The 22,512-nt window shown below is 69.8% G+C and carries 22 protein-coding genes and 2 tRNA genes; 16 read left to right on the top strand and 8 right to left on the bottom strand.

The features are described 5' to 3' along the window. Window position 1: 1 nt before the first annotated feature. Window positions 2–583 (bottom strand): hypothetical protein, encoded by a 582-nt coding sequence (locus EDF28_RS15220; protein WP_123938870.1) that lies wholly within the window; start codon window positions 581–583, stop codon window positions 2–4. Between the two features lie 101 nt (window positions 584–684). After that, on the bottom strand, window positions 685–1,527 hold the full coding sequence (locus EDF28_RS15215; RefSeq protein WP_185094263.1) for a helix-turn-helix domain-containing protein: 843 nt from the start codon (window positions 1,525–1,527) through the stop codon (window positions 685–687). 133 nt (window positions 1,528–1,660) lie between these two features. Here EDF28_RS15215 and EDF28_RS15205 point away from each other — a divergent pair, with 133 nt between their 5' ends. The 3 genes from EDF28_RS15205 to EDF28_RS15195 are packed head-to-tail and all read left to right on the top strand — an operon-like array spanning window position 1,661 to window position 4,796. Next, window positions 1,661–3,217 (top strand): sensor histidine kinase, encoded by a 1,557-nt coding sequence (locus EDF28_RS15205; RefSeq protein WP_123293985.1) that lies wholly within the window; start codon window positions 1,661–1,663, stop codon window positions 3,215–3,217. 39 nt (window positions 3,218–3,256) lie between these two features. Further along, window positions 3,257–3,919, top strand: a complete 663-nt coding sequence (locus EDF28_RS15200) for a response regulator transcription factor (RefSeq protein WP_111084503.1) — start codon at window positions 3,257–3,259, stop codon at window positions 3,917–3,919. A gap of 13 nt (window positions 3,920–3,932) precedes the next feature. Next, complete coding sequence (locus EDF28_RS15195) at window positions 3,933–4,796, top strand: DMT family transporter (protein WP_123938867.1); 864 nt, start codon at window positions 3,933–3,935, stop codon at window positions 4,794–4,796. Between the two features lie 8 nt (window positions 4,797–4,804). Here EDF28_RS15195 and EDF28_RS19310 read toward each other — a convergent pair whose 3' ends face one another. The 3 genes from EDF28_RS19310 to EDF28_RS15185 all read right to left on the bottom strand — a co-directional run bounded on the left by EDF28_RS19310 (window position 4,805) and on the right by EDF28_RS15185 (window position 6,515). Beyond that, on the bottom strand, window positions 4,805–4,957 hold the full coding sequence (locus EDF28_RS19310) for a hypothetical protein (RefSeq protein ID WP_165901332.1): 153 nt from the start codon (window positions 4,955–4,957) through the stop codon (window positions 4,805–4,807). A 102-nt stretch (window positions 4,958–5,059) separates the two neighbouring features. Continuing rightward, window positions 5,060–5,392: a hypothetical protein gene (locus EDF28_RS15190; RefSeq protein WP_123293983.1), complete on the bottom strand. Its 333-nt coding sequence runs from the start codon at window positions 5,390–5,392 to the stop codon at window positions 5,060–5,062. A gap of 91 nt (window positions 5,393–5,483) precedes the next feature. Beyond that, window positions 5,484–6,515, bottom strand: coding sequence for a LacI family DNA-binding transcriptional regulator (locus tag EDF28_RS15185; protein ID WP_123938866.1), 1,032 nt, complete (start codon window positions 6,513–6,515; stop codon window positions 5,484–5,486). A 115-nt stretch (window positions 6,516–6,630) separates the two neighbouring features. Here EDF28_RS15185 and EDF28_RS15180 point away from each other — a divergent pair, with 115 nt between their 5' ends. From EDF28_RS15180 to EDF28_RS15150, 7 genes are all read left to right on the top strand, one after another. Then, window positions 6,631–7,923, top strand: coding sequence for an ABC transporter substrate-binding protein (locus EDF28_RS15180; RefSeq protein WP_123938865.1), 1,293 nt, complete (start codon window positions 6,631–6,633; stop codon window positions 7,921–7,923). Then, window positions 7,923–8,801, top strand: coding sequence for a carbohydrate ABC transporter permease (locus EDF28_RS15175; RefSeq protein WP_111084508.1), 879 nt, complete (start codon window positions 7,923–7,925; stop codon window positions 8,799–8,801). Before EDF28_RS15180 ends, EDF28_RS15175 begins: the two co-directional genes overlap by 1 nt. 158 nt (window positions 8,802–8,959) lie before the next feature. Further along, window positions 8,960–9,781, top strand: a complete 822-nt coding sequence (locus EDF28_RS15170; protein WP_123294190.1) for a carbohydrate ABC transporter permease — start codon at window positions 8,960–8,962, stop codon at window positions 9,779–9,781. Then, entirely contained in the window at window positions 9,781–11,175 is a 1,395-nt protein-coding gene (locus EDF28_RS15165; RefSeq protein ID WP_123938864.1) for a cellulase family glycosylhydrolase, read from the top strand. The genes EDF28_RS15170 and EDF28_RS15165 overlap by 1 nt, the downstream gene beginning before the upstream one ends. Before the next feature lie 32 nt (window positions 11,176–11,207). Then, window positions 11,208–14,207, top strand: coding sequence for a glycoside hydrolase family 38 C-terminal domain-containing protein (locus EDF28_RS15160; RefSeq protein ID WP_123938863.1), 3,000 nt, complete (start codon window positions 11,208–11,210; stop codon window positions 14,205–14,207). Window positions 14,208–14,256: 49 nt separating this feature from the next. Beyond that, complete coding sequence (locus EDF28_RS15155; RefSeq protein WP_123938862.1) at window positions 14,257–15,174, top strand: endo-beta-N-acetylglucosaminidase H; 918 nt, start codon at window positions 14,257–14,259, stop codon at window positions 15,172–15,174. A gap of 225 nt (window positions 15,175–15,399) precedes the next feature. Next, window positions 15,400–15,690: a DUF1905 domain-containing protein gene (locus EDF28_RS15150; RefSeq protein WP_123938861.1), complete on the top strand. Its 291-nt coding sequence runs from the start codon at window positions 15,400–15,402 to the stop codon at window positions 15,688–15,690. Window positions 15,691–15,832: 142 nt separating this feature from the next. On the opposite strand, the gene EDF28_RS15145 is transcribed toward EDF28_RS15150, so the two are convergent. Next, window positions 15,833–15,903: transfer RNA gene (locus EDF28_RS15145), tRNA-Gly, on the bottom strand. A 53-nt stretch (window positions 15,904–15,956) separates the two neighbouring features. Between EDF28_RS15145 and EDF28_RS15140 the strand changes: the two genes are divergently transcribed. The 5 genes from EDF28_RS15140 (at window position 15,957) to EDF28_RS15120 (ending at window position 19,247) form a co-directional block, all read left to right on the top strand. Further along, complete coding sequence (locus EDF28_RS15140; RefSeq protein WP_123938860.1) at window positions 15,957–16,232, top strand: hypothetical protein; 276 nt, start codon at window positions 15,957–15,959, stop codon at window positions 16,230–16,232. Between the two features lie 93 nt (window positions 16,233–16,325). Further along, window positions 16,326–16,402 (top strand) — tRNA-Pro (locus EDF28_RS15135). Window positions 16,403–16,454: 52 nt separating this feature from the next. Further along, window positions 16,455–17,762, top strand: coding sequence for a trigger factor (tig, locus tag EDF28_RS15130; protein WP_159572754.1), 1,308 nt, complete (start codon window positions 16,455–16,457; stop codon window positions 17,760–17,762). 169 nt (window positions 17,763–17,931) lie between these two features. Beyond that, the gene (locus EDF28_RS15125; protein ID WP_111084515.1) at window positions 17,932–18,561 is read left to right on the top strand and encodes an ATP-dependent Clp protease proteolytic subunit; all 630 of its coding nucleotides are present in this window, start codon (window positions 17,932–17,934) and stop codon (window positions 18,559–18,561) included. Between the two features lie 26 nt (window positions 18,562–18,587). Further along, window positions 18,588–19,247 (top strand): ATP-dependent Clp protease proteolytic subunit, encoded by a 660-nt coding sequence (locus EDF28_RS15120; RefSeq protein WP_111075987.1) that lies wholly within the window; start codon window positions 18,588–18,590, stop codon window positions 19,245–19,247. A gap of 180 nt (window positions 19,248–19,427) precedes the next feature. Here EDF28_RS15120 and EDF28_RS15115 read toward each other — a convergent pair whose 3' ends face one another. Beyond that, entirely contained in the window at window positions 19,428–20,033 is a 606-nt protein-coding gene (locus tag EDF28_RS15115; RefSeq protein WP_185094262.1) for a copper resistance CopC family protein, read from the bottom strand. Between the two features lie 50 nt (window positions 20,034–20,083). Next, the gene (locus tag EDF28_RS15110; protein WP_123938858.1) at window positions 20,084–20,812 is read right to left on the bottom strand and encodes a YcnI family protein; all 729 of its coding nucleotides are present in this window, start codon (window positions 20,810–20,812) and stop codon (window positions 20,084–20,086) included. A 233-nt stretch (window positions 20,813–21,045) separates the two neighbouring features. On the opposite strand from EDF28_RS15110, the gene clpX reads away from it, so the two are divergent. Continuing rightward, window positions 21,046–22,326: an ATP-dependent Clp protease ATP-binding subunit ClpX gene (gene clpX / locus EDF28_RS15105; RefSeq protein ID WP_111084519.1), complete on the top strand. Its 1,281-nt coding sequence runs from the start codon at window positions 21,046–21,048 to the stop codon at window positions 22,324–22,326. Window positions 22,327–22,512: the final 186 nt, after the last annotated feature.

The raw sequence follows: 22,512 nt of genomic DNA, 5'->3' as shown, positions 1-22,512 counted from the left end.
GTCAGCGCACCTCGGCCGAGGCCCAGAGCGCGTTCACGCCCCGGCCCACCGGACGCAGGAGCGGGACCGCGACGAGCACCGTCGCCGCCAGGTAGGCCACGGTCTGCAGCAGCCCCGGGACGGAGAACGCGATGCCGAGTGCCTCCTGCGGCAGCGCCGTGAGGAGCACCGCGTTCGACAGCAGCGCGCTGACGAACCACAGCGACGCCGCCACGGTGACGACCCAGCCGAAGGCCCGCTGCGCGCCGTCCTCGTTCCGGACGGTCAGCACGCCGAACGCCACGAGTGCACCCTGCGCGACGACGACGAGCACCGCGGTGGCCCAACCCGGCGCCGGCCACAGGAGCGCGAACGCCAGGACCGACACCGCGAACGCGAGCGCCCGTCGGTCCTTCGCCCGCACCGCCGCGACGAGCACGACCGCACCCGCCAGCCCGGCCACCACCGTGGCGACGAGGAGCAGTCCGTTCGGCAAGTCCCACGGCGCGAGCCAGATCGTCCCCACCAGTCCACGCGCCCCGAACACGACGGCTGCGACGACCGCCGCGGCCGAGACCACCCGAACCCCCGTGATGTTCTGCATGCCCGCACACTACGCGCAGCCCGCGCGGCGGGGAAAGCATGTTCTGTCCGGGCGGCTGACGGTCCTGGTTCGCGAACCGCGGGATTCGTGAACCAGAACCGTCAGAACCTCCGAGGGAGGTCGGTCTCCGGTGCGCGGACCCGCTGCAGCGCGCGTCGCATGGAGGCGGTGGTGCTGAAGCCGAAGCGTGCAGCGACCTCGGCGGGACGGTCACCCCGGGTGAGTGCACTCCGGACGCCGAGGCTCCGGAACCACCGCCCGAGCTGGGCCGGCGTGCAGCCCGTGGTCTCGGTGCACCGACGCTCGAGGGTGCGCGGAGACATGCCGACGCCGTCGAGCAGGTCCGCAGTCGAGTGCTCGCCCGCCGGGTCGAAGAGCCGGTCGAGGACCCTCGCCAGGCTGTTGTCGCGCAGCAACGGCGGTGGGTTGTCGTGGAGCACGGTCGTGACCACGAGTCGCGCGAGCGCATCCTGCTGCACGCCGTGCCACCGGCCGCCGTCGAGGTGACCGACGTGACGCAGCGCCAGCACGACGTCCGCCGACGGGAAGCCCGCGGGCTGGGTGGTGGCGATCGACGGGAGCGCGAGGACCTCGGCAGCGAGTGGCCCCAGCGTCGCCGATCCGACGACGACGCCGGTGTCGGCGAACAGGGCCTCGTGCGGGAAGTCGTACGAAGGAGCAGTTCGAGGCGGACCGTGCCGCTCGGGGTCGGAGCCGATCGACGTCGTCGGGTGCTGCTCGACCAGTGCGGCTCCACCAGCCTCGATGAACACGAGTGTGTCGTCGCGGTGGAGCCAGACCGGCCGGTGCCGGGTCGCGACCCAGGCGTGCGTACCGTCCGGATCGAGATCGAGCGTCCAGCGGTCGTCGTCGGATCGGACCTCCTCGCCGGGGCCGACCTCGAGGCCGACGGCGTCGATCAGTGCTCGGAGTGCGTCGCCCATCACCACGAGCATGTCCTGCGGGCCGTCCCGTGACGATCGGCCTCGGGAGATCTGTGGAGAGGGGGGATAACCCCACCCGGGGTGGGGAGGGGGCAGGATGGGGGAACGGCCCCGTGATCGCGAGGCTGGAGTCATGACCGACACCGACCGCCTCGACCAGGCGCGAACCGTCCCGCTGGACGACGTCACGCCCTCGCCCGACCAGGCCCAGACCGTTCCGCTGGGCGACTCCGTCCCACCTGGAGCCACCAAGCCGATGCCGCAGTACCCGCGACAGCACGACCAGCAGACGCCGCCGGCGTCGTGGGGAGCGACCCCGCCGAACGGATCGGCGCCGGGTGGCGGCCGGGGCGGCAGTGCGGGCTCGGGCATGACCGCCGGTGCGTTCTACCGCGAGTCGTGGAAGCGCCTGCCGCGCGACTTCGGCTACATGGCCCTGACCGGGGTGCTGCTCTGCACGCTCTACTTCGCGTTCCCCGCGGCGATCTTCGGCGGCGGCTTCCGCGACCTGTTCAACCCGTTCGTGCTGCTGATGTTCTTCATCGCGCTGTTCGTGGCGCGGTGGCTCGGACAGTTCGAGAAGCTCCGCATCGGATGGGCTGACCGACGTCCGATCCGCCCGGTGGACTGGACGCCCCGCTGGCAGCAGAACTGGTGGACGCGCACCGGTTCCGCGGTCGCCAACCCGCACTACTGGCTCTACCTGCTGCACGCAGCGGTCGTCTACCCGCTCGTCGCGCTCTTCACCGTGGGCGCCGGCGTCCTGCTGCTCGCCGGGTTCCTCTGGCCCGTCGGGCTCGCGGTGGTCGCGTTCGCGAACGGACTGAGTGCGCAGTACTTCGGGTGGGACATGACCTCCGTCGTCGGGTTCGGGTTCCTCGGGTTGCTGTCGATGGCCGCCTCGGTCGTGCTGTTCCCGCTCTGGGCCCGTGGCTCGGTCATCGCGCACTACTGGGTGGACTTCGGTCTGCTCGGTGGGTTCCGTGCCGAGCAGCTCGAGCAGCGCGTCGCCGGACTCCAGGCCTCCCGTGCCGGTGCCGTGACCGCCGAGGGTCAGGCCCTGCGCCAGATCGAGCGCGACCTGCACGACGGCCCCCAGCAGCGCCTGGTGCGGCTCCGGATGGACCTGTCGGCAGCGGAACGCGCGTTCGAGAAGGACCCGCAGAAGGCGAAGCAGCTGATCGGCGAGGCCTCCGAGCACGCGCAGGACGCCCTCGACGAACTGCGTGCGCTGTCCCGCGGGTTCGCCCCGCCGATCCTGCTCGACCGCGGGCTCGTGGCGGCCCTCGAAGCGCTCGTCGCCCGCACCCCGATCCCGGTCGGCCTCGACGTCCGCCTGCCGGAGGGCCTCGAGCTCGCGACGGAGATCCAGCGCAACGTGTACTTCACGGTGAGCGAGCTCCTGACGAACACCATGAAGCACGCCGGTGCCACGACCGCCGGGGTGTACCTCGGCCTCGTGGTCGACGCCTCCGGGCTCTGGTACCTGACCGTCAGCGTGACCGACGACGGCCGCGGCGGAGCACGACCCCAGCAGGGCCACGGCATCGAGGGCCTGATCGGCCGGATGCGCGCGCTCGACGGCGACCTGGTCGTCGCGAGCCCCGAGGGCGGCCCGACCGAGGCCACGGCGCGGATCCCGCTCGGTGCCCTGAACGGCGTCCCCACGACGGCGAACCCGCGGTCGTGACCCCACGGGAGCGCCCGCGCTCCCACTAGGCTGGTCGGCATGACAGACGGCCCGGATGCAGCACGCATCCGGGCCGTCGTCGTCGACGACGCCGTCCTGCTGCGCGAGGGCCTGGCCCGCGTGCTCGACGAAGCCGGCATCGACGTCATCGGTCAGTACGCCGACGCCCGCGCGTTCCTCGCGACGCTGCCGGACGGCGCTCCCGACGTCGTCGTCATGGACGTCCGGATGCCGCCGACCTTCACCGACGAAGGCGTCCGCGCCGCCGTCGAGACCCGCCGGATCGCCCCGCGCACCGGGGTCCTGCTCCTCTCGCAGTACGTCGAGGCCACCTACGCCGAAGACGTCCTCGCCGCCGGTGCGACGGGCATCGGCTACCTGCTCAAGGACCGCGTCACCCGGCTCGAGGAGATCGACGACGCCGTTCGTCGGATCGCGGCCGGTGGCACCGTGCTCGACCCCGAGGTCGTCACGCAGCTGATGAGCCGACGGCGCGACCCACTCGCCGCGCTCACCCCGCGCGAACGCGACGTGCTCGGCCTGATGGCCGAGGGTCGCACGAACGCGGCCATCGCCCGTGCCCTCGTCATCGGCACCGGCGCCGTCGAGAAGCACGTGTCGAGCATCTTCGGCAAGCTCGCGCTCGAGGACACCGGCGAGGACCACCGCCGCGTCCTCGCCGTGCTCGCCTACCTCGGATGAGCCGGTCCCGCGGATGAACCAGGCCCGCGGTACCGACCGGATCCCGGCTCCGCTGCTCGCCCTCACCGCGATGGTGTCCGTCCAGCTCGGGGCCGCGATCGCGAAGACCCACTTCGACGACGTCGGCGCGGTCGGGGCCGCGACGCTCCGGCTCGTCATCGGCGCGGTGGTGCTCGCGCTGGTCGTCCGTCCTCGCATCAGGCACTGGACCCGCGCGCAGTGGCTCGGCGCGGTCGGCCTCGGGCTGGCGCTCGGCGGGATGAACGTCTTCATCTACCTGTCGTTCGCGACCATCCCGATCGGGGTCGCGGTGACGATCGAGTTCCTCGGTCCACTCGCCCTGTCCCTCGTGCACACCCGGCGGTGGCGGGACGCGCTCTGGGCCGCCCTGGCGCTCGCCGGCGTCGTGCTGCTCGGGGTCGGCCCGAGCGCCGTGACCGAGGTCGGCGGCGTGGTCTGGGCCGTGCTCGCGGCGGCGTGCTGGGCGGGCTACATCGTGATGAACCGGCACGTCGGCGCCGCGATCCCGGGTGTCGACGGCCTGGTGGTGTCGATGGTGGTCGCGATGCTCGTGTCGCTGCCGTTCGGGCTCCCGTCCGCTGTCGACGGCGTGGTCCGCGAACCGGTGCTGCTGCTCGTCTTCGGCGCCGTCGCCGTGCTGTCGAGCGTGCTGCCCTACGCCCTCGAGATGCTGGCGCTGCGGCGGATGCCGACGCGGGTGTTCGGCGTGCTGCAGAGTCTCGGCCCGGCGATCGCCGCGCTGGCCGGCCTCGTGGTGCTCAGCGAGGGACTGTCCGTGCTGGAGACGGTGGCGCTGGTGTGCGTCACCGCTGCCAGCGTCGGCGTCACGCTGTCCGCGCGCCGCCGACGCCGCTGAACGACCGTCTACTCGTCGCCGAGGAAGTCGGCGTACGTGGGTTCCGTGCGCTCACCCGACAGCAGGGCCGGATCGTTGACCCGGGCCTCGACGTAGGCGCTGATGACCTCGGGCGGGGTGAGCACGTGGGCGACCCAGGACGGCACCGCTGTGTTCTTCATGGTGCCTCCTCGTCCCGGAGCGGCACTCGAACGAATGCCTCGATCAGTGAGTTACTTGCCGAACCGGTGTTCGCTAAACCATCCTCGGGGTGCGAGCAGAAGTCAACGCGCTGCGTTCTGCGGACTCCGCATCGCGCGCTCCGCCTGGTCGGCGCGCAGGGTGCGGTGCTTCACGGCGGACCGCCACACCCACGCGTCCGCCTGCTGTCCGAACTGGGCCCACTCGACCATGACGGCATCGCGGGTCCAGCTCTTCGCGAAGGCCTTCACCCGGACGTGGAATGTCGGGAACTGGATCCACGCCCAGACCGGCACGGGGGTGACGGCGTGGCAGACGTCGGGCCCGCGGGCGTCCTCTGAGAGCGAGTAGGCGCGCGGACGTTCGACCTCCGGGTGCTCCGGGGGCTGCCACCGGTTCTCGCGACGCCGTCCCACGACGGTATTCGAACGTGTGTTCGAACGGGAGTCAAGTCCGCCGCGCGCCGTGGACGGACGCCGACGTGCCGCTCGGCGTGTCGGGGAGCGGTCAGGGCTGCGCGCGCGCCGTCGATTCCCGCACGCTCAAGGTCAGTGGTGGTCCGGGCCGTGACGCCAGCGGTGCAGTGGCGTCGATCTGCGCTCGCAGGAGTGTCGCCGCGCGCTGCCCGAGCTCCACGGTGTCGCGGGTCAGCGAGGTGATGGACGGCCGGACGAGCTGGATCATCGCCGAGTCGTCGAACGACACGATCGAGACGTCGGTCGGCACGGCGACGCCCATCTCGCTCGCGACCCCGAGTCCGGCGACCGCCAGGACGTCGTTGTCGTACACGATCGCCGTCGGTCGGCTGCTGCGGGACAGCAGGGTCCGGGTCGCGCTCGCGCCGGCCTCGGCCGAGTAGTCGGTCGGGATCGACACGGCGTCCGTGAGCCCCTCGGTCGCCGCGAAGGCCCGGACGCGGCCGATCCGCATGGCGGTGTGCTCGAACTCGGGGCGCCCGGCGACGTGCGCGATCCGACGGTGCCCGAGCGCGTGCAGGTACCGCAGGACCGTGTCGGTCGCGTCGCCGTCGTCGATCCACACGCTCGGTGCGGAGCCCTCGGGTGAGGGATGGGAGCCGACGACGACCGTGGGCATGCCGAGTTCGGCGAGCAGGGTGAGCCGGTCGTCGTCGCGCCGCGGGTCGATGACGACGACGCCGTCGACCCGGTGCCCGCGCCACCAGGCCCGGTAGGTCTCGAGTTCCTCGGCCGCGTCGCGTGCCACGAGCAGGTTCATCCCGACGTGGGTGCCGGCGAGCCCGAGCTGGATGCCGGAGATCAGGTCGCCGAAGAACGACTCGGTGCCGAGCGTGCGGGCCGGCCGGTTCAGCACGAAGCCGATCGAGCCAGCCTTCGCGCCGCCCAGGGCGCGCGCTGCGGTGTGCGGTTGCCAGTCGAGTTCGCGAGCGATCGCGCGGACGCGTTCGCGGGTCTCGTCGGACACGCCGGGGCGGTCGTTGAGGGCGAACGAGACCGCGCTGACGGACACGCCGGCACGCGCGGCGATGTCGGAGATCGTCGTTCGACGGTTCGTGGCCACGGGCTTGACTATAGCGTTTTAGTCCTCCATAGTCACTGCGACAAGCGGGTTCAGGGACAGGAACTGAACCGGTTCAGCACGATGACCACGCAGGATGACGAGGGAGTCAGACGCCATGAGGACCACCACACGTGCGACGAGGAGCCGCGCCGCAGCGCTGCTCGCAGGAGCTGCCGCCACGGCACTCGTCCTGACCGGCTGCTCGAGCGGCGGCAACGCGGCCGACACCGGCAGCGGGGAGATCAGCGGGTCGATCACGCTGCAGACGTGGGCGCTCACGCCGACGTACACGGGCTACCTGAACGGGGTGATCGCCGACTTCGAGAAGGCCCACCCCGACGCGAAGGTCAAGCTGCAGGACCAGCCAGGCGACGGCTACGCCGACAAGGTGCTCAGCCAGGCGTCGTCGAACTCGCTGCCCGACGTCATCAACCTGCCGCCGGACATCGCCCTGCCGCTCGCGAAGCGCGGGTTCCTGCAGGACGTCGCGAAGGACGACACGAAGCTCGCGAGCACGTACGTCGCCGGCGCGCTCGATTCCTACAAGTACAAGGGCGTCGACGGCACGTTCGGCTACCCCTGGTACCTCAACACCGACGTCGACTACTGGAACGCGACGATGTTCGCGAAGTGCGGCCTCGACGCGAAGAACCCGCCGAAGACCACCGACGAGCTGTTCACGCAGGCGAAGACCATGCACGAGAACTGCCCGGCCGACTACCTGATGAGCCGGAAGCCCGGCCTCGGCGACTTCACCCTGGCCGGCGTGAAGGTCCTCAACGCGGACGGCACGAAGTTCACCTTCGCCGACTCGTCGAAGGCCGCCGACCTGATCGAGCGCTACAAGGACGCGTACCAGGACGGCTACATGCCCTCGAACGTGCTGAACAGCGACTACCTCGGCAACTCGACGCTGTTCACGCAGCAGAAGGTCGCCTGGACCACGGGCGGCGCGACCTCGCTCGCCGACTTCGAGAAGAACAACCCGTCACTCAAGGGCAAGGTGACGGTCAGCCCGGCGCTCGACACTCCGCCGCTGTACGTGCAGGGCCTGTCGGTGTCGGCCAAGTCGAAGCACCTCGCCACCGCCGAGGCGTTCGCGAAGTTCATGACGAACGCGGAGAACCAAGAGGCGTTCGCGCACAAGGTCAACATCTTCCCGTCGACCACGTCTTCGCAGTCCGACCCGTACTTCTCGAAGGACGACGGCACCGTCAACGGCGAGGCCCGTGTCCTGGCGAACGAGGCCCTGAAGACCGCGAAGGTCCTCAACCCGGTCGAGGCGAACTCCGCGATGACGGACTTCCTCGACCAGCAGATCGCCCTCGCCATGAAGGGCCAGGTCGCGCCGGAGAAGGCGCTGCAGACGGCTCAGACCAAGATGAACAGCCTGCTGGCCAACGGCTGATGCGCGCCAACCGCTGGTTCACGCCCTGGCTGCTCGTCCTGCCGGCCCTCGTCTGGCTCGTCGCGTTCAGCCTCTGGCCGTCGATCAACACCGTCCGGCTGTCGTTCACGAACGCGAGCCCGCTGGGGGGCGTGAGCCAGTGGGTCGGGCTCAAGAACTTCGAGACCCTGCTCGCCGATCCGCAGGTGTGGGAGGCGCTGCTCAACAGCGTCATCTACATGGCGATCTGCCTGCCCCTGCTGACCGTGCTGCCGCTGCTCATCGCGGTGCTCGTCCAGCAGAAGCTGCCGGGGATCGCGTTCTTCCGCACGGCGTTCTACACGCCGGTCATCGCGTCGGCCGTGGTCGTCGGGCTCATCTGGACCTGGATCCTCGACGACCGCGGCGTCATCAACGAGATGGCGCAGGCGCTCGGCGTCGTGCAGGGCAGCGTCCCGTTCCTGACCGACCGGTGGCTGCTGCTCCTCAGCGCGATCAGCCTGACGGTCTGGAAGGGCCTCGGCTACTACATGATCATCTTCCTCGCGGCTCTCGGGAACGTCGGCAAGGACCTGCACGAAGCGGCCGCCCTCGACGGCGCCGGGTCGGTGCGCCGGTTCTGGTCGGTCACCATGCCGGGGGTCCGGGGCACCATGACGCTCGTCGGGATCCTGGTGTGCGTCTCCGCGCTCCGGGTGTTCAGCGAGCTCTACATCCTCACCAACGGCACCGGTGGACCCGGCGGGCAGGACAACTCGCTCGTCATGCTCATCCAGCAGTACGCCCGCGGCTTCACCGGCAACCTCGGCTATGCGTCCGCCCTGAGCCTCCTGCTCTTCGTCGTGACGCTGATCCCGATGCTCGCCCTCGCGCGGATGAACAGCAAGGCGGACAAGTGACGAACACGACGACCACCGAACCCGCCCTGGGCGGGGCGCGCGGTGCAGCCAGCCCGACGCCGGACGTGACGGGCGCAACGGACGCGGGACGGGCCTCCCGGCCGAACGGACGAGACGGACGAGGCGGACGCAAGCGCCGTCGCGCGGTCTGGGGTGTCATGTCCACCCGCGAGAAGGTCGTGCGCTACGTCCTGCTCATCGTGGTGCTCTTCATCACGATCGGCCCGTTCCTGTGGCAGCTGTCCACCTCGCTCAAGGGCGCCGGCGAGGACATCTACACCGCGAACCCGTCGTTCATCCCGACCGAGCCGACCATCGAGAACTACCTCAAGGTGGCCGCCGCGATCCCGGTGTGGCGCTACATCGGGAACTCGCTGCTCGTCGCCGCGATCGACGTGTTCGGCAACATCGTCTTCGCGACGCTCGCCGGCTTCGCCCTCGCGCGGCTGCAGTGGCGGCACCGCAAGCTCGTGCTCGGACTGTTCCTCGCCACCCTCGTCCTGCCCGGCGAGGCGACGATCATCTCGCAGTTCGTCACCGTCAAGGACCTCGGCCTCGCCGACAACCTGGTCGGCGTCGCCCTACCCGGCATGATCGCCGCACTCAACGTGCTGCTCATGTTCAACGCGTTCCGGCAGATCCCCGAGGAGATCGACCAGGCCGCGGTGATGGACGGTGCGAACGCGATGCAGCGGCTGCGGTACATCTCGTTGCCCGCCGTGCAGGGGACGATCGCCGTCATCGCGATCTTCTCGTTCATCGGGGCGTGGGACGACTTCCTGTGGCCGCTCATCGTGCTGCAGTCGCCGGAGAACCTCACCCTGACCGTCGGGTTGCAGTACCTGCAGGGCACGTTCGCGACCGACCAGCGCATGATCGCCGCCGGCACCATGATCGCGTTCATCCCGATCGCCGTGATCTTCGCCGTCCTGCAGCGCTTCTTCTTCAAGGGCGTCGAAGAGGGCGGTGTGAAGGGCTGATGCGCTTCGGGGTCAACTACACGCCCTCGGTCGGCTGGTTCCACTCGTGGCTCGACTTCTCACCGTCGGACACCGCCAGGGACCTCGAGGCGATCGCCTCGCTCGGCGCCGACCACGTGCGGATCTTCCCGCTCTGGCCGGTGGTCCAGCCGAACCGCACCCTCATCCGGGCGTCGGCACTGCAGGACGTCGCGACGGTCGTGGACATCGCCGGCTCGTTCGGACTCGACGTCAACGTCGACGCCCTGCAGGGGCACCTGTCGAGCTTCGACTTCGTGCCGTCGTGGCTGGACAGCTGGCACCGTCGGAACATGTTCACCGACCCGGACGTCGTCGCGTCGACCGCGGCGTACGTCCGGGCGCTCGCCGCAGCGGTCGCGGACAAGCCGAACCTGCTCGGCATCACCATCGGCAACGAGGTGAACCAGTTCGCGCACGCGCCGCACCCCGCCCCGCACGACATCACGGCGGAGCAGGGGCACGCGTGGGCGGCAGCGATGGTCGCGGCGGCACGGTCCGGGCTCGCGTCCGGTCCGCCCGGTTCGGCAGGTTCGGCAGGTTCGTCCGGCCGGGAGGCCCGGGTCGACTCGTCCGCGTCGGCTCCGTCCGGCGGTGGGTCGCGTCCACGGCCGCTGGTCACCGTCGCGCAGTATGACGCGGCCTGGTACGACGACGCGCAGCCGTTCGGACCGGAGCACGCGGCGGACCACGGTGACGCCACCGTCACGCACTCGTGGGTGTTCAACGGCTCGGCGGCCTTGCACGGCGCACTCGGACCGGGATCGGTGCGGCACGGCGAGTACCTGCTCCAGCTCGCCGCCGCGTGGAACCGCGACCCCGCACGGCCGAACTGGCTGCAGGAAGTCGGGGCGCCCACCAACGTCGTCGCCCCGGAGGACGCCGCCTCGTTCACCGAGCAGACCATCCGGCACGTGCTCGGGGCGCAGGAGGTGCTCGGTGTCACGTGGTGGTGCTCGCACGACGTCGCCAGGTCGCTCGCCGACTTCCCGGAGCTCGAGTACGACCTCGGGCTCTTCACGAACGACGGCCGGATCAAGCCCGCCGGCGAGGCCTTCGCGGCCGTCGCACGGTCCGGCGCCACCGACACCGCTGCTGTGCCGCCGGCCACGGCGCTCGTGCTCGACGACGTGCTGCCCGACGGCTCGGACCGACACGGGATGCGTGCCGACTGCGCCCCCGGCGGACGGTTCGCCGCCGCCTGGCTCGCGGTCGCGTCGGCGGAACCGGACGGTCGCGGCCCGCAGGTCGTCCTGCGGTCTCGGCTCGGCGACACCGGGATGCTCGCCGCCCGTGGCATCGACCGCTGCGCCGACGTGCCCGCCGAGCTCGACTCCACCTCCATCCGCGTCGCGCACCCCGCGACCACGCGCTGACCCGCGCCCACGCCCCGACCCTGGAAGCCCCCATGCACGACGACATCCCCCTCACCACCGGACGGGCCCGCCGGGTCCTCGACGAGCGCATCACGCCGGCGGTGCACGCCACCGCCGTGCCGTTGGAGACCGCGTGGCACGAGCTGCCCGGTGAGCCCGTCCCGCCGACCGAGGGCCTGCAGCTCACCTTCGAACCGTACGAGGTCGGCACGCCCTGGGGTGCGGCCTGGGGGACGACGTGGTTCCGGCTGACCGGGACCGTGCCGGCCGAGTGGGCCGGTCGCCGGGTCGAGGCCGTGATCGACCTCGGGTTCGACAAGAACATGCCCGGGTTCCAGTGCGAGGGGCTCGTCTACCTGGCCGACGGCACGCCGGTGAAGTCGATCAACCCGCGCAACCAGTGGGTGCTGCTGACGGAACGGGCCGAGGGTGGGGAGACGATCGAGCTCTTCGTCGAGGCCGCGTCGAACCCCGTCCTGCTCGACTACCACCCCTTCCTCGTCACGCACGAGGGCGACATCCAGACCTCGTCGTCGAAGCGGCTGTACACCTCGCGCCGGATGGACCTCGCCGTCTTCGAGTCCGAGGTGCACGAACTCGCGCTCGACATCGACGTCCTGCTCGAACTGCAGGCCGAGCTGCCCGAGGGGCCACGACGGATGCGGATCCTGCAGGCCCTCGACGACGCGTTGGACCGGCTCGACCTGCAGCACATCCCGGAGACCGCCGGGGACGCCCGTGCGGCGCTCGCCGAGGTGCTCGCCGCTCCCGCCGAGGCCTCCGCGCACACGATCTCGGCCGTCGGGCACGCCCACATCGACTCCGCGTGGCTCTGGCCCGTCCGCGAGACGATCCGCAAGGTCGCCCGCACCACGTCGACCATGACCGAGCTCATCGACCAGACCGACGACTTCCTGTACGGCATGTCGAGCGCGCAGCAGTACGCCTGGATCAAGGAACACCGCCCCGAGGTCTACGCCCGGGTGCAGGCCGCCGTCGAGGCCGGTCGGTTCCTGCCAATCGGCGGCATGTGGGTCGAGTCCGACACCGTGATGCCGACCGGTGAGAGCATCGTCCGCCAGTTCTCGCAGGGGCAGCGGTTCTTCGAGCGCAAGTTCGGCATCCGACCCAAGGGCGTCTGGCTGCCGGACAGCTTCGGGTACTCGCCGGCGCTGCCGCAGCTCATGCGCCGTGCGGGCTTCGAGTGGTTCTTCACGCAGAAGATCTCGTGGAACCAGGTCAACAAGTTCCCGCACCACACGTTCCTGTGGGAGGGCATCGACGGCTCACGGGTGTTCTCGCACTTCCCGTCGATGGACACCTACAACTCGCGCCTGTCCGGCAGCGAGGTCGCGAAGGCCTCCCGCCAGTTCCGTGAGAACCGGCTTGCCACGGGCTCGATCGCACCGGTCGGCTGGGGCGATGGCGGCGGCGGCACGACCCGCGAGATGACCGGCACGGCTTCACGCCTCGCCGACCTCGAGGGCAGCGCGAAGGTCCGGTGGGAGCACCCGGACACGTTCTTCGACCGCGCGAAGGCCGAACTGCCGGACCCGCCGGTGTGGGTGGGGGAGCTGTACCTCGAGCTGCACCGCGCCACCCTGACCAGCCAGCACGGCACCAAGCAGGGCAACCGCCGGTGCGAACAGCTCCTCATCGAGGCCGAGCTCTGGGCCACGACCGCCGCCGCACGCAGCGACTTCGCCTACCCGTACGACGAGCTCGACGCCCTGTGGCAGCAGGTGCTGCTCCAGCAGTTCCACGACATCCTGCCGGGCACCTCGATCGCCTGGGTGCACCGCGAAGCCGAGGCGAAGTACGCCGAGACGGCCGCGGCGCTGACCGCGATCATCGGCCAGGCGCTCTCGGCGCTCGCCGGTACCGGGCAGGCAGCCGTCGTCGTGAACCCGGCCCCGTTCCTCCAGGCCGGCGCACCCGCGCAGGGCGCGGTCCTGGCGACCGACGTGGCGGAACCGACCGCTGTCACGCTGACGGAGCAGGACGGCGGGTACGTGCTGACGAACGAGCTGGTGCGCGTCACGGTCACCGATCAGGGACTCGTCACGAGCGCCGTCGACCTGGCCAGCGGGCGCGAGGCGATCGCCGCCGGGCAGGCCGCGAACCTGCTGCAGCTGCACCAGGACTTCCCGAACATGTGGGACGCGTGGGACGTCGACCGGTACTACCGGAACCGGGTCGAGGACCTGGCGGACGTCTCGTCGCTCGAGGCCTCGGTCGACGACGCCGGTGTCGCCCGGGTCGTCGTGTCCCGGTCCTTCGGCGACTCGACCGTGCGGCAGGAGATCGTCCTCGCACCGGACTCCCGCACGCTCGAGTTCGACCAGACGACCGACTGGCACGAGACCGAGAAGTTCCTCAAGGTCGCGTTCCCGCTCGACGTCCGCGCCGAGCACACTGTCGCCGAGACGCAGTTCGGGGCGCAGAAGCGGGTGACCCACACGAACACCTCGTGGGAGGCCGCGAAGTTCGAGACGTCGATGCACCGCTACGTGCTGGTGTCCGAGCCGGGCTTCGGCGTCGCGCTCGTGAACGACTCGATCCACGGGTTCGACACCACCCGCGACGCCGTCGACGGGCACGTCACCACCACCGTGCGGCTGTCCCTGCTGCGGGCACCGCGGTTCCCCGACCCCGAGACCGACCAGGGCGTGCAGACGCACCGGTACGGCATCGTCATCGGGACGGACCAGCTCGGAGCCACCGCGGCCGGCGTCCGGATGAACGCCGGCGCGCGGACCGTCACCGGGGCGCACGGGTTCGCGCCGCTCGTGCGGGTGTCCGGCGGGGTCATGCTGTCGAGCGTCAAGCTCGCCGACGACCGCTCCGGCGACCTGGTCGTGCGGGTGTACGAGCCGGTGGGGCGGCGGGGGACCGGCGGGATCGAGGTCGACGGGCCGTTCGGACCGGCTGCCGAGGTCACCCTGCTCGAAGAGCCGTTGACCGATACGGATGCGTCGTCGTTCGCCGTCGACGCGTACGAGGTGCGGACCTTCCGGTTCCCGCGCGTCTGAGACCCCGGTCGGCGACCGCCGGCCGGTTCATCACTCGAAGAGGAGTGTCATGAAGAAGTCCATGAAGTTCGGGATCGTGGCGGCAATCGCCGCGATGTTGGCGGCGCCACTGGTGCCGTCCGCCGCGACGGCAGCACCGACCGCTGCTGCAGCGGCCGGTACTGCCGCCGCTACGAAGTCCGGGCCGACGAGCATCGCGTACGTCGAGGTCAACAACGACCAGCTCGCGAACGTCGGCCGCTACACGCTGTCCGGCGGTGCGAACGCCTTCGACGTCGCGATCATCTTCGCGGCGAACATCAACTGGAACGGCTCCAAGGCGGTTCTGTACAACAACGACAAGGTGCAGGCGACCCTCGACAACGCCGCGACGCAGATCAAGCCGCTGCAGGCGAAGGGCATCAAGGTGTCGCTGTCGGTCCTCGGCAACCACCAGGGTGCGGGCATCGCCAACTTCCCGACCCAGGCCGCGGCGTCGGACTTCGCGTCCCAGATCGCCGCCACCGTGTCGAAGTACGGACTCGATGGCGTCGACCTCGACGACGAGTACTCCGACTACGGCGCGAACGGCACCCCGCAGCCGAACCAGCAGTCGATCGGCTGGCTCATCACCGCGCTGCGTGCCCAGATGCCCGGCAAGCTCATCTCGTTCTACGACATCGGCCCGGCCTCGTCCTCGCTGTCGTCGTCGAGCAGCACCGTCGGCTCGAAGCTCGACTACGCCTGGAACCCCTACTACGGCACGTACTCGGCGCCGTCGATCCCGGGACTCGACAAGTCCAGGTTGTCCGCTGCCGCGGTGGACATCCAGAACACCTCGCAGTCGACGGCGGTGTCGCTCGCGCAGCGCACGAAGGCGGACGGGTACGGCGTCTTCATGACGTACAACCTGCCGGGAGGTGACAAGTCCGCCTACGTCTCCGCGATGACGCAGCAGCTCTACGGGCAGGCCGCGTCGTACCGCTGACCCTTCCGTCCTGACGGCGGCTCGCGCCCCGTGCTCCCCGGTTCCGGCCTGGAAACACGGGGCGCGTCCGTCGTCCACGTCCCGCTGGCTCCGAGGAGGCACCAGTTCCTCCTCGCGCTTGACGGTTCCGGTTCGCAGATCCCGGTGATCGTGAACCGGAACCGTCACGGACCGAGATCGGAACCCGGTCCGGCGCGCTCGACGACGCGGCCGTACGATCGCGACATGGAGCTCGAGTTCCGCGGTGAGGTGATCGAGTGGCGCGGCCCGTCACCGTTCTTCTTCGCCGTCGTGCCGCCGGACGTCGCCGAGGTCATCGCCGACCTCGCGCCGATGCTCACCTACGGCTGGGGTGTGATCCCTGCCCGGGTGACGATCGGCGCCGTGACCTGGACCACCTCGTTGTTCCCGAAGGACGGCGGGTACCTCGTGCCGTTGCGTGCGGCGGAGCGCAAGCGTGCCCGGGTGGAACTCGGCGACGCCCCGCAGATCACGCTCGAACTCGGCAGTCCCTGACGACGCACGGTGCGCGCGTGTTCGCCCCGTGCGACGTTGATCGCTCGGTGCGCCGGAACAACCTCGCACCGAGCAAGCAACCGTGCACGGGCCGGAGAACACTGCACCGTGCGGCGACCGTAGACAGAGGGAGGAACGAGAGAGGGGATGACGGGAATCGAACCCGCGTGGCCAGTTTGGAAGACTGGGGCTCTACCATTGAGCTACATCCCCGCGCTGCGCACGTGTCGCAGCCCGACCATCGTAGCGGACGAACGAGTACCGACATGCCACCCCGTGTGATGCTCCCGCCGAGCGACGCCGATGCACGGCGGATCAAGCGGTCGCGCGTGGTGTCCTACGCGCTGGTGGTCCTCGCCGCGATCGTGTTCTCGATGCGCCCGGAGCTGTTCGGCGATCCGCAGTCGCAGCCCGCGCACGCCCTGCTGCACGTGTGGCGGATCGTCGTCGGCATCGTGCTCGCTGTCGCGGCGCTCGGGGTTCAGGTGGTGGTCGGCGTGCGGTGGCGCAACGGCCTGCGACGCGCCGCAGCGGACGAGTGACGTCCCTCCCGGGAACCGCGCACCGGGGGACCGCTAGACTCATCGGCGTCGCATGCGCCCTTCGGCGCGCGCGGACACCCTGGCCCAGTCAAACGGGGCGTAGCTCAGCTTGGTAGAGCGCCCGCTTTGGGAGCGGGAGGTCGCAGGTTCAACTCCTGTCGCCCCGACCAGGTCCTCGAGAACCATCGACCACACGAACGTCAACCAACAGGAGAACATCCCGTGGCCACCAGCACCGTCGACAAGGTGAGCGACACCCGCGTCAAGCTCACCGTGAACGTGACGCCGGAAGATCTCAAGCCGAGCATCGACCACGCGTACAAGCACATCGCCGAGCAGATCAACATCCCCGGCTTCCGCAAGGGCAAGGTCCCGCCGGCGATCGTCGACCAGCGCGTCGGCCGTGGCGAGGTCCTGAACCACGCCGTCGGTGACGCCATCGACAACTTCTACCGCCAGGCGGTCGAAGAGCAGGAGCTGCGCATCCTCGGCCGTGCCGAGGCCGACGTCGCCGAACTGCCGAACCTCGCCGACTTCGCGGGCGACCTCGTCCTCACCTTCGAGGTCGACGTCCGTCCCGAGTTCGACCTGCCGGACTACTCCGCGTACGAGCTCACCGTCGACGCCGTCGAGGTGTCGGACGACGAGATCGAAGAGGAGCTGCAGAACCTGCGCACCCGCTTCGGCACGCTCGTGACCGTCGACCGTCCGGCGAAGACCGGCGACTTCGCGCAGATCGACCTGACCGCCAGCATCGGCGACGACGAGGTCGACTCGGCCACCGGCGTCTCCTACGAGATCGGCTCCGGCGACCTGCTCGAGGGCATCGACGAGGCGCTCGAGTCCCTGACCGCCGGCGAGTCGACGAACTTCGAGTCGAAGCTCGTCGGTGGCGACCGCGAGGGCGAGACCGCCCAGATCGCCGTCACCGTCACAGCCGTCAAGGAGCGCGAGCTCCCCGAGGCCGACGACGAGTTCGCCCAGATCGCCAGCCAGTTCGACACGATCGACGAGCTCAAGGCGGACCTGAAGGAGCAGATCGCGAAGTCCAAGACCTTCGGTCAGGGCGCCGCGGCTCGCGACAAGCTCGTCGAGAAGCTCATCGAGGACGTGAACATCCCGATCTCGGAGCAGCTCATCGAGGACGAGGTGCACCGTCACCTCGAGCAGGAGAACCGCCTCGAGGACGACGAGCACCGCAAGGAGGTCTCCGAGTCCAGCGAGAAGGCCTTCCGCTCGCAGATCCTCCTCGACTCCATCGCCGAGAAGGAGGAGATCCAGGTCTCCCAGGAGGAACTGACCCAGTACCTCATCCAGGCTGCTGCGCAGTACGGCATGGAGCCGGCCGAGTTCATCAAGGTCATCGACCAGAACGGCCAGATCCCGGGCATGGTCGGCGAGGTCGCCCGCTCGAAGGCGGTCGCGACCGTCCTGTCGAAGGTGACCGTCAAGGACACCAACGGCGACGCAGTCGACCTGTCCGCCTTCACGGCGGGCGTCGCGCAGGCCCCTGCTGAGGACGCCGAGTAACGAACTCGACGCCACCAGCGATACAGACGGGAGGCACGGTGCCAGCTGGCACCGTGCCTCCCGTCTCGTGTTTTCCGCACCACCGCATTGCTGTCGGCGAACACACGCGAAGTGGTGCGTTGCAACCGATAAGTTCGACAACAAGCGACAACTGAACGGGAGTTTTTCCATGGCCGAAGCAACACTGAACCCCAGTGTTTTTGACCGCCTTCTGAGAGACCGGATCGTGTGGCTCGGCTCCGAGGTCCGCGACGACAACTCGAACGAGATCGCAGCCAAGCTGCTGCTGCTCGCCGCCGAGGACCCTGAGAAGGACATCTACCTCTACATCAACTCGCCCGGTGGCTCGATCACCGCCGGCATGGCGATCTACGACACGATGCAGTTCGTCCCGAACGACATCGTCACCGTGGGCATCGGCCTGGCCGCGTCGATGGGACAGTTCCTGCTGTCCTCCGGCACGCCGGGCAAGCGCTACATCACGCCGAACGCCCGCGTCCTGCTGCACCAGCCGTCCGGCGGGTTCGGCGGCACCGCTGCCGACATCCAGACGCAGGCCAAGGTCATCCTCGACATGAAGCAGCGCATGGCGGAGCTCACGGCCGAGCAGACCGGCAAGTCGATCGAGCAGGTCCTCAAGGACAACGACCGCGACAACTGGTTCAGCGCGCAGGAAGCCCTCGAGTACGGCTTCGTCGACCACCTGCGTGCCTCGTCGGCCGAGGTCGTCGGCGGTGGTGGCACCGTCGGTGACGGCGCGACGCCGACCGCGGCTGCCGACCCCGACGCCCAGTCCTGACCCCCACCGAAGAAAAGGAAACGAGAATGCATCTCCCAATGCTCGGTGGCGCGCAGAACGTCCCGGCTCCCTCCGATCGGTACATCCTGCCGAGCTTCGAGGAGCGCACGGCCTACGGCTACAAGCGCCAGGACCCGTACGCGAAGCTCTTCGAGGACCGCATCGTGTTCCTCGGTGTCCAGGTCGACGACGCGTCGGCTGACGACGTCATGGCCCAGCTGCTCGTGCTCGAGTCGATGGACCCCGACCGCGACATCGTCATGTACATCAACTCGCCCGGTGGCTCGTTCACCGCGATGACGGCGATCTACGACACGATGCAGTACATCCGTCCGCAGATCCAGACGGTCTGCCTCGGTCAGGCCGCCTCGGCCGCGTCGGTGCTCCTCGCCGGTGGCACGCCGGGCAAGCGTCTGGCCCTGCCGAACGCCCGCGTGCTCATCCACCAGCCCGCTGTCCAGCAGGGTGGCGGACAGGCGTCGGACATCGAGATCCAGGCGGCGGAGATCCTCCGCATGCGCACCTGGCTCGAGGAGACGCTGTCGAAGCACTCGAACAAGACGCCGGCGGAGATCAACCACGACATCGAGCGCGACAAGATCATGTCCGCGCAGGAAGCCGTGGAGTACGGCCTGATCGACCAGGTCCTCACCAGCCGCAAGAACCTGCCGGCGCTCGTCAAGTAGCACCGTAGGCCGCTTCGGCGCCGACGAAGGGCGGTCGAGGTTCCAAGATCTTGGAATCTCGACCGCCCTTTCGACGTGCCGTGGAACCTCGGCGGACCTGAGCGGCGAGTCGTGGAACCTGGGTGCGCCGGCTCGCCAGCACACCGGCCTGGAGGCGCGGCGCGGGTCCGCCCCGTCGGCTCAGTCTTCGGTGTCGTCCGTCTCGGGCGCGGGGCGGCGCCGCAGGAGCAGCAGGACCGCGACGACCGCGGCGACGAGGACGACGCCTCCGGCGCCGATCCAGAGCGCGTCGGTCGCGGCCGAGTCGGTGTCACCCGAGGCGGTGCCGGTGGTGGCGGCCTCGGTGGAGTCGTCTCCCGCGGTGGCGCAGGTGGGCGGCGTGGTGGACCCCGAGGCCGCGGAGAAGCCGGACGGGGCCTTCCACGTGAAGGCGTACTCGTCGGAGACGGTGTGGCCGTCGGCGGAGACGATCTGCCACTCGACGGTGTACTTCCCCGAGTCGCCGAGTGCGGCGGGCGTGGTCATCGAGGGGCCGTCGATGTCGACGCAGCCGTCCTCGTAGTACTTCCCGTCCGGACCCACGACCCGGAAGGCGAACCCCGACCCGGAGTCGCCGATGTCGAGCAGCTTGTCGTTCGTGGTGATCTCGAACGCCTTCGGCAGGCTCGTGAGCGTGCCGCCGACCTCCGGGGTGGACGCGATCAGGTAGTTGTGCGCGCTGGCGGGACCCGCGAGCCCGAGGACCGCACCGCCCGCGATCGCGACGGCCGCGGCGGACCCGGCCACGAGCCTCCAGGCAGAGGACCGCAGCCGAGTCCGACGCGAGCCGCGCTGCGTCACTTGGTGGAGCTCCGACGACGCGTGCCGGCGACGGCGACGACCAAGGCGACGGCGCCGAGCACCAGACCGCCCAGGCCGAGGAAGCGGCCGACCAGGTCGGGGTCCGCGGGGGTCGTCGAGCCGGCTGCGGCCTCGGCGGTCGGGGTGGCGGCGACCGGGTCACCGTCGTCGTCCGTGGCCTCGGCCGCGGTCAGCGTGATCGAGGGGGCCGGGTGCTCGGGCTCGGCCTCGCCGGCCTGCTGCTCCTGGTTCCACTCGACCGAGCCCTTCTCGCAGGTCTGGATCGCGGGGAACTCGACGAGGTCGCCGGCCTTGCCGTCCGGCAGCGAGAAGGAGAGGGCGAAGGTGTCGCGCTCGTCGGCGGGGAGCGGGGTCTTCGCGGTGTAGGTGATGCTCGTGACGCGCTCGGCGGCATCCTCGGCGTGCTCACCGTCGGCCGCGGCCGAGGGGCTCGTGTACGGCTCGGTCGCCTTCGTGATCTTCCAGTTCGGGTTCACGGTGGGGGTGACCTCGATGACGGACTCCGGCACCTGGAACTCGATCTTCGTGGTGGGGGAGCCGTCGCAGCCGTGCGGGACCGAGAAGGTCGCCGTGGTGTACGAGTTCGCGGCGGTCGAGGTGGCCGTCGCGGACACGTGCGCGCTGGCTGCGCCGGCGGTGCCGAGGACGATGACGGCCACGGCGCCGAGGGTGACGGCGCCGCCGGCGGCGAGACGCTTCTGCATGGGGATCCTTCGATGGTCGGGACGGTGTTTCTACAACTTGTAGAGAAGACTGGATCACGGTAGCAGGCCCGAACGCCCTGGGCGAACGCGCGCGCGAAATCCCGCGGCGCCGCACGGTCGGTGTCACCGGTTGCGGTTAGGCTCGTGTCCACGACGAGGTGCCCACCAGCAGCGGTGCACCAGCGGCCGGTGCGAGTGCGCGGGCCGGCACGTCCAACCAGGGAGGCACGGCAATGGCACGCATCGGAGAGAGCGGGGACCTCCTCAAGTGCTCCTTCTGCGGCAAGAGCCAGAAGCAGGTCCAGCAGTTGATCGCCGGTCCGGGTGTCTACATCTGCGACGAGTGCGTCGAGCTGTGCAACGAGATCATCGAGGAGCGTCTGGCAGAAGCCGGCGAGGACACCTCGAGCGGTGACTTCGAACTGCCGAAGCCGCGCGAGATCTTCGACTTCCTGCAGGAGTACGTCATCGGGCAGGACCCGGCGAAGCGCGCCCTCGCCGTGGCCGTCTACAACCACTACAAGCGCATCCGTGCGCAGGGGCAGATCACCGCTGCCGAAGACCGCGACGACATCGAGATCGCGAAGTCGAACATCCTGCTCATCGGCCCGACCGGCTGCGGCAAGACCTACCTGGCGCAGACCCTGGCGAAGCGCCTCAACGTGCCGTTCGCCGTTGCCGACGCCACCGCCCTGACCGAGGCCGGCTACGTCGGTGAAGACGTCGAGAACATCCTGCTCAAGCTGATCCAGGCCGCCGACTACGACGTCAAGCGCGCCGAGACCGGCATCATCTACATCGACGAGGTCGACAAGATCGCCCGCAAGGCCGAGAACCCGTCGATCACGCGCGACGTCTCCGGCGAAGGCGTGCAGCAGGCGCTGCTCAAGATCCTCGAGGGCACCGTCGCGTCGGTCCCGCCGCAGGGTGGTCGCAAGCACCCGCACCAGGAGTTCATCCAGATCGACACGACGAACGTCCTGTTCATCGTGGCCGGTGCGTTCGCCGGACTCGAGGACATCGTGTCCTCGCGCGTCGGCAAGCGGGGGATCGGCTTCGGGGCGCCGCTGCACAGTGCGACCGACCACCAGGACCTGTACTCCGAGGTCCTGCCGGAAGACCTGCACAAGTTCGGCCTGATCCCCGAGTTCATCGGTCGTCTGCCCGTCGTCACCACGGTGTCGCAGCTCGACCAGGCCGCCCTCATGCAGATCCTGACCGAGCCGAAGAACGCGCTGATCAAGCAGTACCAGCGGATGTTCCAGATCGACGGCGTCGAGCTCGAGTTCGACCAGGGCGCGCTCGAGGCGATCGCCGACCTGGCTGTGCTGCGCCAGACCGGTGCCCGTGGCCTGCGCGCCATCCTCGAAGAGGTCCTCGGCCCGGTGATGTTCGACGTCCCGTCCGACGACGACGTCGCCCGCGTGGTGATCACCCGCGAGTCCGTGCTCGAGAACGCAGCGCCGACCATCGTGCCCCGGCCGCGGGCGAAGCGCGTCGAGAAGTCGGCGTAGCGCTCCGCTCGCTCCGAAGCCCCGCACCGGATCGGTGCGGGGCTTCGTCGTGGTGGGGCGGTCGGCACGGCCCGCGGGTCGACGCCTGGTTCTTCCCATGACGGCTGCGATGGAAAGTGAGATCGGGCGTACCTGGTCGGAAGTTCCGATCAGGTACGCCCGATTCGACGCGGTACGCCCGGTCCC

Source organism: Curtobacterium sp. PhB137 (genome assembly GCF_003814955.1).
In the GTDB taxonomy this organism is placed as follows: Bacteria; Actinomycetota; Actinomycetes; order Actinomycetales; family Microbacteriaceae; genus Curtobacterium.
Note: the sequence above shows the minus strand (reverse complement) of the source record. Positions and strands in the feature narration are given on the sequence as shown.

Coding starts and splice junctions, on each gene's coding strand:
- EDF28_RS15215 (WP_185094263.1), bottom strand. CDS start 1,527: ATGGGCGACGCACTCCGAGCACTGATCGACGCCGTCGGCCTCGAGGTC.
- EDF28_RS15160 (WP_123938863.1), top strand. CDS start 11,208: ATGCACGACGACATCCCCCTCACCACCGGACGGGCCCGCCGGGTCCTC.
- EDF28_RS15195 (WP_123938867.1), top strand. CDS start 3,933: ATGAACCAGGCCCGCGGTACCGACCGGATCCCGGCTCCGCTGCTCGCC.
- EDF28_RS15200 (WP_111084503.1), top strand. CDS start 3,257: ATGACAGACGGCCCGGATGCAGCACGCATCCGGGCCGTCGTCGTCGAC.
- EDF28_RS15125 (WP_111084515.1), top strand. CDS start 17,932: ATGGCCGAAGCAACACTGAACCCCAGTGTTTTTGACCGCCTTCTGAGA.
- EDF28_RS15140 (WP_123938860.1), top strand. CDS start 15,957: ATGCCACCCCGTGTGATGCTCCCGCCGAGCGACGCCGATGCACGGCGG.
- EDF28_RS15150 (WP_123938861.1), top strand. CDS start 15,400: ATGGAGCTCGAGTTCCGCGGTGAGGTGATCGAGTGGCGCGGCCCGTCA.
- EDF28_RS15165 (WP_123938864.1), top strand. CDS start 9,781: ATGCGCTTCGGGGTCAACTACACGCCCTCGGTCGGCTGGTTCCACTCG.
- clpX (WP_111084519.1), top strand. CDS start 21,046: ATGGCACGCATCGGAGAGAGCGGGGACCTCCTCAAGTGCTCCTTCTGC.
- EDF28_RS15180 (WP_123938865.1), top strand. CDS start 6,631: ATGAGGACCACCACACGTGCGACGAGGAGCCGCGCCGCAGCGCTGCTC.
- EDF28_RS15175 (WP_111084508.1), top strand. CDS start 7,923: ATGCGCGCCAACCGCTGGTTCACGCCCTGGCTGCTCGTCCTGCCGGCC.
- EDF28_RS15205 (WP_123293985.1), top strand. CDS start 1,661: ATGACCGACACCGACCGCCTCGACCAGGCGCGAACCGTCCCGCTGGAC.
- EDF28_RS19310 (WP_165901332.1), bottom strand. CDS start 4,957: ATGAAGAACACAGCGGTGCCGTCCTGGGTCGCCCACGTGCTCACCCCG.
- EDF28_RS15155 (WP_123938862.1), top strand. CDS start 14,257: ATGAAGAAGTCCATGAAGTTCGGGATCGTGGCGGCAATCGCCGCGATG.
- EDF28_RS15110 (WP_123938858.1), bottom strand. CDS start 20,812: ATGCAGAAGCGTCTCGCCGCCGGCGGCGCCGTCACCCTCGGCGCCGTG.
- EDF28_RS15220 (WP_123938870.1), bottom strand. CDS start 583: ATGCAGAACATCACGGGGGTTCGGGTGGTCTCGGCCGCGGCGGTCGTC.
- EDF28_RS15120 (WP_111075987.1), top strand. CDS start 18,588: ATGCATCTCCCAATGCTCGGTGGCGCGCAGAACGTCCCGGCTCCCTCC.
- EDF28_RS15170 (WP_123294190.1), top strand. CDS start 8,960: ATGTCCACCCGCGAGAAGGTCGTGCGCTACGTCCTGCTCATCGTGGTG.